The 12,953-nt window shown below is 74.2% G+C and carries 12 protein-coding genes; 6 read left to right on the top strand and 6 right to left on the bottom strand.

Translation table 11 applies throughout. From position 1 onward, the window contains the following. Positions 1–6: 6 nt before the first annotated feature. On the bottom strand, positions 7–858 hold the full coding sequence (locus B7K25_RS05270) for a putative RNA methyltransferase (protein WP_159450121.1): 852 nt from the start codon (positions 856–858) through the stop codon (positions 7–9). A gap of 94 nt (positions 859–952) precedes the next feature. Between B7K25_RS05270 and B7K25_RS05265 the strand changes: the two genes are divergently transcribed. Further along, positions 953–1,327 (top strand): PadR family transcriptional regulator, encoded by a 375-nt coding sequence (locus B7K25_RS05265; RefSeq protein WP_084104668.1) that lies wholly within the window; start codon positions 953–955, stop codon positions 1,325–1,327. Then, the gene (locus B7K25_RS05260) at positions 1,324–2,676 is read left to right on the top strand and encodes a permease prefix domain 1-containing protein (protein WP_084104667.1); all 1,353 of its coding nucleotides are present in this window, start codon (positions 1,324–1,326) and stop codon (positions 2,674–2,676) included. Before B7K25_RS05265 ends, B7K25_RS05260 begins: the two co-directional genes overlap by 4 nt. Before the next feature lie 27 nt (positions 2,677–2,703). Here the strand turns inward: B7K25_RS05260 and B7K25_RS05255 are convergent, their stop codons facing one another. The 4 genes from B7K25_RS05255 to B7K25_RS05240 form a co-directional block, all read right to left on the bottom strand. After that, a complete protein-coding gene (locus tag B7K25_RS05255; RefSeq protein ID WP_234988086.1) occupies positions 2,704–3,471 on the bottom strand; it encodes a siderophore-interacting protein in 768 nt (255 codons plus the stop codon). Between the two features lie 62 nt (positions 3,472–3,533). After that, entirely contained in the window at positions 3,534–4,730 is a 1,197-nt protein-coding gene (locus B7K25_RS05250; protein WP_084104666.1) for an alanine racemase, read from the bottom strand. 9 nt (positions 4,731–4,739) lie between these two features. Beyond that, positions 4,740–5,654: an ROK family protein gene (locus B7K25_RS05245; protein ID WP_084104665.1), complete on the bottom strand. Its 915-nt coding sequence runs from the start codon at positions 5,652–5,654 to the stop codon at positions 4,740–4,742. Further along, positions 5,651–6,730 carry a phosphotriesterase gene (locus B7K25_RS05240; RefSeq protein WP_200807851.1) on the bottom strand — a complete coding sequence of 360 codons (1,080 nt, stop codon included), beginning with the start codon at positions 6,728–6,730 and terminating at the stop codon, positions 5,651–5,653. The genes B7K25_RS05245 and B7K25_RS05240 overlap by 4 nt, the downstream gene beginning before the upstream one ends. A gap of 131 nt (positions 6,731–6,861) precedes the next feature. Here B7K25_RS05240 and B7K25_RS05235 point away from each other — a divergent pair, with 131 nt between their 5' ends. Then, a complete protein-coding gene (locus B7K25_RS05235) occupies positions 6,862–8,082 on the top strand; it encodes an ROK family transcriptional regulator (protein WP_159450120.1) in 1,221 nt (406 codons plus the stop codon). A gap of 141 nt (positions 8,083–8,223) precedes the next feature. On the opposite strand, the gene B7K25_RS05230 is transcribed toward B7K25_RS05235, so the two are convergent. After that, positions 8,224–8,769: a TetR/AcrR family transcriptional regulator gene (locus B7K25_RS05230; protein ID WP_144018857.1), complete on the bottom strand. Its 546-nt coding sequence runs from the start codon at positions 8,767–8,769 to the stop codon at positions 8,224–8,226. A gap of 118 nt (positions 8,770–8,887) precedes the next feature. On the opposite strand from B7K25_RS05230, the gene B7K25_RS05225 reads away from it, so the two are divergent. From B7K25_RS05225 to B7K25_RS05215, 3 genes are read left to right on the top strand one after another with little or no spacing between them, the layout of a single operon-like run. Next, positions 8,888–11,329, top strand: coding sequence for a glycoside hydrolase family 3 C-terminal domain-containing protein (locus B7K25_RS05225; RefSeq protein WP_084104662.1), 2,442 nt, complete (start codon positions 8,888–8,890; stop codon positions 11,327–11,329). A gap of 9 nt (positions 11,330–11,338) precedes the next feature. After that, positions 11,339–11,644: a hypothetical protein gene (locus B7K25_RS05220; protein WP_084104661.1), complete on the top strand. Its 306-nt coding sequence runs from the start codon at positions 11,339–11,341 to the stop codon at positions 11,642–11,644. Positions 11,645–11,653: 9 nt separating this feature from the next. Further along, entirely contained in the window at positions 11,654–12,859 is a 1,206-nt protein-coding gene (locus B7K25_RS05215; RefSeq protein ID WP_084104660.1) for a low temperature requirement protein A, read from the top strand. Positions 12,860–12,953 lie beyond the last annotated feature (94 nt).

The raw sequence follows: 12,953 nt of genomic DNA, 5'->3' as shown, positions 1-12,953 counted from the left end.
GGCGCCTCACGCGCGCGGCGCGTACGTGACCACGTCGACCGCGAGGCGCGTCGAGACCGCGCCCACCGCGGCAAGCGCGGCCTCGTCGAGGTGGTGGGCGGACGGTCCCATCGCGAGCGCGTCGCGTGCCTGCGTGGCGTCCCAGTCGACCTCGGTGTCGACGACACGCGACTCCACGACCTCGTACGCGCGCAGCTGCTCCGCGAGGCGCTCGCCCTTGCGCTCGTCCACCTCGACGCCGCTGACCGCACGCACGAGCTCGCGCAGGTGCTCCGGCCGGGGCGTGACGACCACGAGCGCGCCGCCCGGCGCCAGCACGCGTCGCACCTCGGCGGGATCGCGGGGGCCGAACACGCTCGTGACCAGCGCGCAGGACCCGTCCGCGAGCGGCAGCGCCGCACGTGCGTCGGCGCCGAGGGCGAGGGCGCGCGGGTGCGCGCGGGCCGCCCGTTTGAGCGCTGGCACGGAGGCGTCGAGGCAGATGCCCTCGGCTTGCGGGAGCGCGTCGAGCACGCGAGCGAGGTAGAAGCCCGTGCCGCCGGCGAGGTCGAGCACGACGCCGCTGGGCTCGGCTCCGTCGCGCGGCGCCGCGCGGAGGGCAGCCTCCGTCAGCGCCTGCGCGACGGCGTCGTACGCACCCGAGCCCTGGAGCCGCTCGCGGGCGGCGACCATCGCCGGCGTGTCAGCGGAACCGGTGAGGCGAGCGCTCGAGCGCAGGTTGACGTACCCCTGGCGCGCCGCGTCGAAGCGATGGCCCCGCTGGCACTCCAGCCCGGACTCGGCCGCGTGCAGCCGTTCGCGGCAGACGGGGCATCGCAGCGCGGCGACCGCGGTGGCGAGCCGGGCGAAGGGCGTCACGCCCTCCACCCTAGGGCTCACGCGCGTTGACATACCTAGAACTGCTATGCATACTGCCTCAAGGGATGCCGGCGCATCCTGGAGGAGGCGACCCATGGACATCCCCAAGGACTTGGTGGCGGCGAGTGCGGCGCCACTGGTGCTGAGCATCCTCGCCGATGCCGACAGCTACGGCTACGCGATCATCAAGCGCGTGGGCGAGCTGTCCGGCGGAGAGCTCGAGTGGACGGACGGCCTGCTCTATCCCCTGCTGCACCGGCTCGAGCGCAACGGGCTCGTCGCCAGCCGCTGGGGCGCCTCCGAGAGCGGGAGGCGCCGGAAGTACTACTCGATCACCCCCTCCGGCACGGCGGCCATCGCCGACCATCGAGCGCAGTGGAGCGCGGTGGCCTCCGCGCTCGACGCGGCGTGGAACGGCGCTCGGGCAGAGCTGCGCGCAGCCGCCGGACCACGTGAGGCGCTCGCGTGAGCGCGCCCGAGGAGGCCTCTGCCCTCGACGGGCAGATCGGGCTCTGGCGCGCGCACCTGGAGCGCCGCGGCGCCATGGGCACCGCCGACGTCGACGAGCTCGAGGACCACCTGCGCGGGCACGTCGAGGCCCTCCTCGACGCCGGGCTGAGCGACGAGGAGGCGTTCCTCGTGGCCGTCAAGCGCCTCGGCAGCCAGGACGCGATCGCCCGCGAGTTCGCCCAGGAGAACTCGAAGCGCCTGTGGAAGCAGCTCGTGCTCGGCGGAGCCCCCACGCAGAGGGCCGATGCGCGCGCCGGGGGCCTCGCGGCCGTCGCCTTCGCCGTGCTCGGCGGACTCCTGGTGCAGGTGCCGCGCCTGTGGAGCGCGGGCGAGGAGCTCTACCTGCGCAACGCGTCGCTGCTCGGCCTCGCCGCGCTCGTCGCCTACCTGCTGTGGCGCAGACCCCAGGGCCGCACCTTCGCGCTCGCAACCCTGGGCGCCCTCGTCGGGGTAGCGGTCGTCGCGAACGTGCTGCCGCTGGACGCGCACAGCGACGCGATGCTCGTCACCGCGCTGCACGTGCCGATCCTCACCTGGCTGGTGGTGGGCGTCGCGTACGCCGGTCGCCGGTGGCGCGACGTCGACGGACGCATGGAGGCCGTGCGGTTCTCCGGCGAGTGGGTCATCTACATGGCGCTGCTGGCCGCCGGGGGCGGCGCCCTCGCGGGCGTGACGGTCGCCGTGTCACAAGCGGCGGGCGTGGACGCGGGGCTGTTCGTCGAGGGCTGGCTGATCCCGTCCGGCGCCGCCGGAGCCGTGGTCATCGCGGCGTGGCTCGTCGACTCGAAGCAATCGGTGATCGAGAACATGGCGCCCGTGCTCGCTCGCGTGTTCACGCCGCTGTTCGCGCTGACGTTCGTCGCCCTCTTGGCCGTCGTCGCGCTGAGCGGTCAGGCGCTGGCCCTCGACCGGGACGTGCTGCTCGTGTGCGACGCGGTGCTCGTGATCGCCGTCGCGCTGGTGCTCTACAGCCTCACGGCCCGCCCGGACGACGCGGTCGCGGGGTGGTTCGAGCGCACCCAGCTGGCGCTGGTGGGCGGCGCGCTCGTGCTCGACGCGGTCGCCCTGGTGAACATCGTGGGCCGTCTCGACGACGGGTGGACCATCAACCGCGCGGTCGTGCTGGGCATCAACGTGATCCTGCTCGTGAACCTCGCTGTGACCGGGTGGCTGCTCGTGCGGTTGCTGCGGGACCACCCGGGCGCCACACGCGCCCTCGAGCGCTGGCAGACCGGGCTGCTGGTGGTCTACGGCGCGTGGGCCGTCGTGGCGATCCTCATCCTGCCGCCGCTGCTCGGGCGCGTGTGACCGAGGGGTCAGCCCGCGCATCGGCGCTCAGCGGTCCTGCTCGGCCTCCATCGCGGCGACGAACTCGCGCTTCGACGACTGCCAGCCGTCCTCGTTCATGCCGGTGCGCCAGTAGCCGGAGATGGAGACCTTGTCCCGCGGCACCTCGCGCTCGTTGAAGAGGTAGTGGCGCAGCGGCTTGATCATGTCCGCGTTGCCGTGGACGAACGCCTCGAGGTCGCCCTCCGGGAACGTGGCGGTCTGCACCGCGTAGGTCAGAGCCTCGCCGTAGCCCAGGCCGTGAGCGTCGCGCTCGACCCAGTGGACGACGGTGCCGTCGGTGACGGGGAGCTCCTGGCGTGACGCCGCATCAGGCACCTCGAGGAAGACCTCGGCGCGCGCGTGGCTCGGCAGCGCCTCGAGCGCGGCGGCGATCGCGGGCAGCGCCGAGTCGTCGCCCACGAGCAGGTGGACGTCTGCGTCACCGCGGGGTGCCCACGCGCCGCCGGGACCCATGAAGCTGATCTCGTCGCCGGCCTGCGCGTCGCGCGCCCACGGCCCCGCGAGGCCCTCGTCGCCGTGGATGACGAAGTCCAGCGCCATCTCGCGCGCCTCGTGGTCGAGCCAACGGATCGTGTACGTGCGCGTCACGTCGCCGAACTTCAGCTTGACGTAGTGGTCCGTGTAGCTCAGCGGCGGAAGGTCGTCGATGGCCGGGCCGCCGACGATCACCCGCACCATCGTCGGGCTCAGCGTCTCCTTGCGGACGACGGCGACGGTGCGGACGGGGCGCGGGGGGCGATTCGGTGCAGGCACGCGCCCATCATAAGCAAACACCCTCTTGCGAAAATCTCGGCCTGGCGCTCCCGCACCTGAGATCAGCGCGACGGCACCGCCAGGGGTGCCGAGCCGTCCGCCGACCACACGCCCTCGACCCGGGGCGCGCCCGTCCCGACGCCGCTGATCGCGGCCGTGAGCGAGCGCGACACGAACACCTGCGGGCGGAAGCCCATGACGACCGTGTCGCCGGTGCTCACCTCGGCGGCGGACACCGTCGCGTAGTAGTCGATGGCGTTCGCCGCGGGCATGTCGACGGGCCGCGGCTCGACGGCGGCGGGGTCCTGGCCCGCGCCCACCACGAGCGCGCGCGTCGACGCGTCGCCCAGCACCGGGTCGACATACAGTCCGCCGCCGAACACGAACGCCTCGTCCCTGTGCAGGTGCGAGACCTCGCTGATGTACGCGATCGCGGGCTCCTCGACCAGGTCCTCGACGGCGTGCAGCGGAGTGGTGCCGGTGAGCCCGTGTCCGGGCTCGACCTGGGTCGCGCCCGCCGCCGCGAGCGTCTCGAGGATCGACGTCGAGGTCGTGCCGGGCGCGTTGAGCTCGACGTGCTCGCGTCCGGCCGCGAGCAGCGCCTCCTTGGCGCGCGTCAGGGTCGCGAGGTTGGGGGTCGAGGCCGCGCGCCCCGTCGCCGCGTCGAACAACGTCGCCGGGAAGCTCGTCACGCCCGCGAAGCGGACGCCGGGGATCGCGTCGAGCGCGTCGGCCACGGCCACGACGTCGGCGGCGTCGAAGCCGCCCTCGTGGCCGCGATAGAACCGGTCGCCGGGGGCGGTGATGCGCGCGAGGACCGCCTGCTCCCGCCCGAGCGCCGTCGCGGCGGCTCCCGCCTCCCGTGCCTTGTCGAAGGAGAAGACGGTCCAGTACGCCGGGCGCAGCGCGGCGGCGTCCGCGGCCCGGTGGCGTGGGACCTGCACGAGGTGCCCCACGTGCCCGACGGACAGCCCGCCGTGCGCCGCGGCGATCGCGCACTCGAGGTCGACGCCGACGGCGTGGGTGATGCCGCGGGCGACGAGCGCGCGCGACACGTCCGGGTTGCGGCCGATCTGCTTGGTCATCGCGAACGGCGTGAGGCCCAGCCGGCTCGCCTCGGCCACGAACGCGTCCGCGTTGCGCCCGATCGTGTCGAGGTCGAGCACCGTGCAGTTGGCGGGGATCGCGCCGGCCTGGTGCAGCGCGACGGCGTCGCGCACGAGGGCGGGGTTGCGGCGTCGCAGGACGTCGAGGAACACGGGTGTCTCCTAGGTGAGGGCCGATGCGCGTGCTGGCTCGGGCGAGGACGTGGACAGGGCGAGGCGCACCGCGCCGAGGAGGGGCCCGCGGCCGCCGAGGGCGCTGGCGCGCACCTCGGTGTCGACGAACCCCAGCGCGGCGAGCCAGTCGCGCACCCGCGGAGCGAGGTCCTCCCGCGAGCCGATGCCGCCGCCGAGCAGGATGAGCGCGGGGTCGACGACGGCGATGACGGCGCCGACCGCGTGGGCGACCCAGCGGGCGTAGGCGTCGACGGCCGCCTCGGCGCCCGCGTCGCCGCGCGCGGCAGCCGCGAACACCTCCGCGGTGTCGAGCTCGACGCCGGCGAGGTCCGCGTAGCGCTGAGCGACGGTCTCGCCAGCGGCGACCTCCTCGAGGGCGCCGCGGCGGTGGTTGTCGGGATCCGTCGGATCGGCGCCCATGGGCAGGTAGCCGATCTCGCCCGCGGCGCCGCGCGCGCCGCGCACGATCCGACCGTCGATCACGAGGCCCATGCCGATGCCGGTGCCGAGCGACACGAAGGCGAACGACTCGCCGGCCTCGCGCGCGTGCAGAGCCCCGAGCGCGGCGACGTTGACGTCGTTCTCGAGCGCCACCGGGTGGCCCACGAGCACAGCGAGGTCGCCGCCGAGCGTGGCCGCGGCGGTCGCGTCGAGGTGCGGGGCGTCCGTGAACCCGTCCCCGGTCACCACTCCCGCGCCGCCGACGGCGGTGACGGCGACGTCGGCTGCCGCTGCCCCGACCTGGGCGACGAGCCGGCCCTCGAGGGCGGCGACGGCCGCCGCGAGCCCGGCGCCCGCATCGGCCGTGCGCACCTCGTCGACGGCGAGGATCTCGCCGCGGGCGTCGGCGATCGCGGCACGCACCTTGGTGCCGCCGAGGTCCACCCCGACGACGAGCGTCATGAGCCACCTCCGAGCGTGAGCAGGCGCAGCGGCGTCGATCGCAGGAGCGTGTCGGCGGCCTCCGGCGGCAGCCCGTGCTCCATGGCGAGTGGCAGGAAGACCGCGGGCAGGTAGGCGTACCCCCACTGGCCGTGCGTGGTCGGGTTGAGCGACACCTCGGCGCCGGTGAGGTCCTGGGCCAGGAGGATCTGGTCGCCATAGCCGCGTCGCCACAGCTCGGCGAGGATGCGGGCTCGCGACAGGTCGGAGCGGAAGTAGCCGCGCTTGCCGTACTCGCCGTCCGTCTCGGGGGTGGGCTGTGGGGCGAGGAAGAAGTCCCAGTGCTGCTTGCCGATGGTGTCGAGGGCGAGGCACGCGCCCATCTCGAGGACGGCGGCGAGGACGTCGATGTCGGGCTGGATGTCCATGTGGCCGATGACGACGCGCGACAGGTCGGCGCCCTCGTCCCGGAGGATCGCGACCTGCTCGAGCGCCATGGTGCCGTGCGTCGTGTGCGTCATGATCGCGGCGCCGGTGCGCAGGTGGGCACGGGCCGCCGCGCGCAGGCACTTGTCCTCGTGGGGCGTGATCGCGCCGAGCCCGGTCGCCTGCTCGCCGAGCACGCCCGCCCGGACGGCGGTGCCCGCGATGCCGCGCGTGAGGTCGGCGGACATCCGTTCGGCCATCGCGTCGAGCCCGGCGTCCACGGTCCACGCGGGGCTGAAGGCCTCGAGGTAGACGGACGTGCCGGCGACGATGTGCACCCCCGAGCGCCGCGACACCTCGGCCAGCAGCTCGATGTTCTCGCCGTGGTCGGCTCTCCCGACGACGCCGTACGGACTGAGGTCGACCACGACGTCGATGCCGTGATCCAGCAGCGGCGCGAGCGCAGAGGCCGCGAGCGCGATGGCGTGCTCGTCGACGTCGCCGCCGCCCGTGGTCCATGGGCCCGGCGCCAGCGACAGCGGGTGCTCATGGACCATCACGCGGCCCAGCGTCGCCGGGTCGACCGGCCCGAGGACGGTCTGCACCGTTGCCGTGGGCAGCGCCGATGCGCCGGCCGGGCTGGGGGACGAGGCGGGCAGTGCGGTGGTCACGACGGCTCCTCTCGCGGTCGTTCGACGGCTCGCCCCAGCGGGTCGCGGCGGCGGGTGCGTGATAGTTTGCGCGGTGAAAACAAATGCGTCAAGCGGGCCGCCGACGTCGGCTCGCGGAGGAGGCCGAACGCATGGTGGACCGCACCCGCGGCAGGATCTTCGCGGCGCTGCTGCGCCTGCGGCCTGCGAGCCGCAAGCGCCTCGCGCTCGCGACCGGGGCCTCCCCCGCGACAGTGACGCGCGCCGTCGACGCGCTGATGACCGAGGGCCTCGTGGTCGAGGTGGCGGAGGTCGCCGCCGACCGTCGCGGACGCCGCGAGGTGCTGCTCGACGTGGCTCCTGGCGCGGGGCTCGCCGTCGGGATCGACCTGGGCGCGTCGCGCACGCGGGCCGTCGCGGTGGACGCGACGGGCACGGCGCGCGCGACCGCGGACGTGCCGACGCCCGCCACGCTCGGTCCGGCGGAGCTAGCCCGGTGGCTGCAGGACATCGCAGAGGAGGTCGGGGACCGCGCACGCGACGCCGGTGCGGTCCCGGGCGGCGCGCGGCCCTCCCCTGCCCCGCGGGGCCTCGCCCTCGCCGTGGGACTGCCCGGCGCTGTAGCCGCCGCAGCGTCCGACCCCGCGACCGGCGCGGTGCGCCGCATCTCGAATGCCGCCAACCTCCGCCAGGTCGAGGACCCCGCCTTCCTCGAGGCGCTCGAGGCCGGCTCCGGGGGCGCGCTCGTCGCGGTGGACAACGATGCGAACCTCGCCCTCGTCGGCGAGCAGCACGCGGGCGCGGCGGCCGATGCGACGTCCGCGGCGATGGTCACGCTCGGCGCGGGCCTCGGCGTGGGGCTCGCGGTCGACGGGGCCATCGTGCGCGGTCGGCGCGGGCTCGTCGGAGAGTTCGGCCAGATCCCCGCGGGCCCCGAGGGGCTGACGCTCGAGGCGCTCGTCACCGGACCCGGCCTGCTGGCCCGCGCCGTCGCCGCGGGCATCGCGCTCGACGATCCGGCCGCGGTGTTCCGCCCCGGCCCGGCGGCCGCGCTGCGCGCCGACTTCGACCGGGCGCTCACCACCGTGCTCGCCGCCGTCGCGGTGGCGAGCGACCCCGACGTCATCGTGCTCGGCGGGGGCATCGCGAAGTCCCTCACGGGCGACCTCGCTCGCTACGAGGAGGCGCTCGCGGCGACGCTCACCGTCGCACCACGCGTGGTGGCCACGGAGCTGGGCGACCTCGCGGGCGCCGCGGGCGCCGCCGTCACCGCGCTGCACGGCCTCTATGCGGGCTGGGGCGCGGACCCGTCCGCCCTCGCCGGCGCGCCAGCGCCGGGGACCCTGACGCGGGAGGCGCTCGACGCGCTGTGAGCCGACGAGCGCATCGGCGCTGCTGGAGGCCCTCTGCTCGTGGCGGTCCTCTCCTCCTGGCCGACCCCACGCTCGCGATGAAAGTGGGCCCACTTTCATCGTGACGGGCGCGCGGAAGGTGAAGAAGTCACCGCGCGGGCGCTACGCGAGCAGGGCGTCCGCCGTCGCCGCCCACTCGGCGCGCATGTCGAAGCCCTCGGGATCGCGCAGGTAGTGCAGCTGGAGCCCGTCCATGGCCGCGAAGATCCGCCGCGCACGCCGGCGCGGATCGGGCCCGTCGAGCAGGGCCGCGAGCCCGACCTCGAGCATCGCCGCGCGCTCCCGGAAGTAGGCGTGGCCGGGGTGCGACGGGTCGAGCGCGTCCGCCTCGACCATCGCGAACAGCCGCGCCGCGTGCGGCAGCGCGACGATGTTCTCCACGGTCCTGTCGAGCAGCGCGCGCGGACCTTCGGCGACTGCGCGCTCCCAGTCGATCGCCGCGTCGTCGCGCTCGTCGCGGCGGCGCACGAGCGCCACCAGCAGCGTGTCGAGGTCGGGGAAGTAGTGCATGAGGCCCGGGGTGGACATCTCGCACCGGCGGGCGAGCTCGGCCATCGTGAGACCGCGGTGCCCCTCGGCGTCGATGACCGCGAGCGCCACGTCGAGGATCCACTCGCGACGCGCCTCTGGCGTCATGCGTCCTGCCACCCCAGCCACCTCCCCACGTGCCGGTCGAGACTTGCGGCGCGCGCATCGGCCCGCCTAGACTCCACCTTATCTAACTGTCTTAGATAGGCAAGGCATCGCCGCCGCCACAAGGAGCATCATGACCGTCACCGACGCCCCCGTCCTGCCCCACGGGGTCACCGAGCAGGCCCTCGAGATCGTCTCGCGCCTGCCCCGCGAGGAGCGCATCCGCCTCATCTCCGGAGCCAGCATGTGGTACTCCGAGGCGCTCGACTCCGAGGGCGTGGCGTCGTTCATGATGACCGACGGCCCGCACGGGCTGCGCAAGCAGAACGGGGACGGCGACCACGGCGGCCTGCACGAGTCCGTGCCCGCCACCTGCTTCCCCACCGCCAGCGCGCTCGCCGCGACGTGGGACCTCGACCTCCTCGAGCAGGTCGGGCACGCCCTGGGGCTCGAGGCCCGCACCGAGGAGATCGGCGTGCTGCTGGGCCCCGGCCTCAACATCAAGCGCCACCCTGCCGGCGGCCGGAACTTCGAGTACATGTCCGAGGACCCGCTGCTGGCCGGCCGCGCCGCCGCGGCGCTCGTGCGCGGCATCCAGGCCGAGGGCGTGGGCGCGTGCCTCAAGCACTACGCGGTCAACAACCAGGAGACCAACCGCATGGGGCTCGACACCATCGTCGACGAGCGCACCCTGCGCGAGATCTACCTCACCGGCTTCGAGATCGCGGTGCGTGAGGCTCAGCCGTGGACCGTCATGAGCGCCTACAACCTCGTCAACGGCGAGCACGCGGGCGAGTCCCGGAAGCTGCTCACCGAGATCCTGCGCGACGACTGGGGCTTCGACGGCCTGGTGATGACCGACTGGATCGCGACCTTCGACCGCGCCGTGGGGGTGCACGCCGGGCTCGACCTCGAGATGCCGTCGAGCACGGGAGCCTTCGACGCCCGCGTGAGCGCGGCCATCGACGCCGGCGAGCTGAGCGAGAGCGACCTCGACACCGCCGCCGCGCGCGTCATCGCGCTCGCGCTGCGCGTCGCCGCGGAGCGGGCGAGCCGCCACCCGGCCGCCCACGTCGACGCGATGCACGCCGACCACCACGCGCTCGCCCGCCGCGCGGCCGCCGCGGGATCGGTGCTGCTGACCAACGACGGCATCCTGCCTCTCGCGCCCCAGGGCAGCATCGCCCTCATCGGCGCCTTCGCGGAGGCTCCGCGTCACCAGGGCGGCGGCAGCTCGCTCGTCCAGACCACCCGGCTCGACACCGCGCTCGAGGCCATGCGCGCCCGCCTGGGCGACGGCGCGACGCTCACCTACGCGCCGGGCTACGACGCCGGGACCGGCGAGGCGACGGACGCGCAGCTGCAGGAGGCCCTCGCCGCCGCCGACGGCGCGGACACCGTGGTGCTCATGGTCGGCCTGCCCACCTCGTTCGAGTCCGAGGGCTACGACCGCGACCACCTCGACGTCCCCGCCTCGCACGTGCGCCTCATCCAGGCGATCACCGCCCGACACGACCGCGTGGTGGTGACGCTGTCCAACGGCGCGCCCGTCGACATGCCGTGGGCGGACGCCCCGAACGCGATCCTCGAGTCGTACCTGGGCGGCCAGGCCTCCGGCAGCGCCGTCGTGGACGTGCTGTTCGGCGACGCCGAGCCCGGCGGCCGCCTCGCGGAGTCCTTCCCCGTCGCGGTGACCGACCTGCCCTCGAACCACGACTTCGCGAACGACCCGCGCCTCGTCCAGTACCGCGAGGGCCCCTACGTCGGCTACCGCTTCCACGACACGTTCGGCGTGCCCGCGCGCTTCGCGTTCGGCCACGGCCTGTCGTACACGACCTTCGAGCTCGGCGCCCCGAAGGTGACCGGGCGCGGCGCTGCCCGCAAGGTGACGGTGCCCGTCACCAACACCGGCGACCGCGCCGGGTCGACCGTCGTGCAGGTCTACGTGCACGACCCGGTGTCGACCCTGCACCGCCCGGTGCAGGAGCTCAAGGGCTTCGCGAAGGTCACCCTCGAGCCCGGTCAGAGCGCCGATGCGGTGGTGCAGCTCGACGAGCGCTCGTTCGCCGTCTACGACGCGGCCGACGGCGCCTGGAAGGTCGAGGCGGGCGACTACGAGCTCCGCGTGGGCCTGTCGTCGACCGAGATCGTCGCCACCAAGTCCATTCGCCTCACGTCCGACGACGTCGTCACCGAGGCCGCCCGGCCCGCCTCGGCCATCGCCACCGCGAGCGAGTTCGCGCGGCTGATCGGGCGGCCGATCCCCGCCTCGCGCCCGGCGTTCCCGCTGCACTACGACTCGGTCATCGGCGACCTCGACCAGACCTGGCTCGGCGGTCGCGTGAAGGCCGTGCTCACCGCGCAGATCGGCAAGATGCTGCCCGTGGGCGACGACACCCCGGACGAGGTGCGCACCACCATGGAGGCGTTCATCACCAACATGCCGCTGCGTGCGATCGCCATGGCCTCCGAGGGCAAGGTGTCGTTCGCGCAGCTCGACACGCTGCTCACGGTCCTCAACGCCACGGGGCTGAAGGCCAAGCGGGCCGCGCGGGGTGAGGCAGGGCTGACCTAGCCTGGGCGCATGCCACGGCGCTGGGAGTGCGAGGCCACGCTCGACCGCGGTGACCACGGGATGGGCGCCACGCGTGGCGCCGCCCAGCGCACCGGCCTGATCGAGGTGACCGGGACGACCCTGCGCTGGGTGCCGCGCGAGGGGCTCGAGTGGACGCTGCCGCTGTCGGAGCTCGCGGTGACGCCGCCGGGCCCGTGGCCGCGCCACGGGGTCGAGGTCCGTCACGCGGACGTCGGCACCTTCCGCATCCGTCCCGTGGGAGGGCCGATGCGCGCGCGGGCCCTCGTCCGCCGCCTCACCAGGCCTCGCGCCTAGTCTGCAGGCATGAGCCTCAAGCGCTGGAGCCTCGCGGCCCACATCAACGACGAGGACCACCGCGTCACGACGATGGAGCTGCTGTTCGACGTCGTCTACGTCTACGCGTTCATCCAGGTGACCTCGTGGATCGCGGGAGAGCACACGTGGCGAGCGGTCGCCGAGGGCCTCGTGGTCCTCGCCGTCCTGTGGTGGGTGTGGATCGCGTGGACGTGGCTCGGCAACGTCATGCGCGCGGACCGAGGGCTGCCGCTCGCGGGGTTCATCGTGGCCATGGTCGCGGTGTTCGGCATCGCCCTCACCATCCAGGGCATCTGGGAGGCCGAGGGCGGCTCGTTCGCGCCCGTGGCGTTCGCAACCCTCTACCTCGTCATCCGCGTGGTCCACGCCGCCGTGTACCTGTGGGGCGCGCGCGGCGACGAGCGCCTCACCCGCCAGATCCTGCTCACCACGGCCGCATGGATCCCCGCCGGGGCGCTGCTCGTGGTCGGCGCGCTACTGCCGCCCGACCAGCGGCTGTGGTGGTGGGCGGGCACCGTCGCGCTCGACGTGCTCGGCACCTGGATCCTGTCGGTGCGCGGGCCCGGCTGGCGCGTGCAGTCGGGATCGCACTTCTCCGAGCGGTTCGACCTGCTCGTCATCCTGGCGCTGGGCGAGTCCGTGCTCGCCGTCGGCATCACCGCCGCGGGCTTCGACCCCAGCCCGGCGCTGGTCGCGCTCGGGCTGCTCGGCGTGCTCGTCGCCGTCGCGCTGTGGTGGCCGTACTTCAAGGACGTGGGCCCCACCCTCGAGCAGGCGCTTGACGACGCGGACCACGAGCGCAAGGCCGACATCGCCCGCGACGCCTACACGTACCTGCACCTGCCGCTGCTCATGGGCATCATCCTGGTCGCGGCCGGCAACGAGGAGGCGGTGATCGCGCTCGACGCGGAGGAGGCGTCCACGGCGTCGTCCCTGCTCATCTGCGCGGGAGCGACGCTGTTCGCCGCGACGTGCGCGGTGCTCATGCGCGTGGCGGGTGGCACCTGGCGCTGGCTCGCCGCGTCCGCCGTGTTCTTCGCGCTCGGAGCGCTGTGGCTGCCGCTGCTCGACGCGACCGTGGCGATCGCGGTCACCGTCGCCGTGCTTGGGGCGGTCGGCTGGATCACCCCGGCGGCGCGTCACCGCGAGCCCACCGCCGTGGCGGCCGGGGACCACGGCGACACGGGCGACTGACCCGGCCCGCGCATCGGCGCTCCGGGCGGTGCGCATGCTCCCCGCACCACCCCCTCCGCACGACGAAAGTGGGCCCACTTTCATCCTCAACAGG

Source organism: Demequina sp. NBRC 110056, from assembly GCF_002090155.1.
In the GTDB taxonomy this organism is placed as follows: domain Bacteria; phylum Actinomycetota; class Actinomycetes; order Actinomycetales; family Demequinaceae; genus Demequina.
This window is presented reverse-complemented; position numbering and strand designations above follow the sequence as displayed.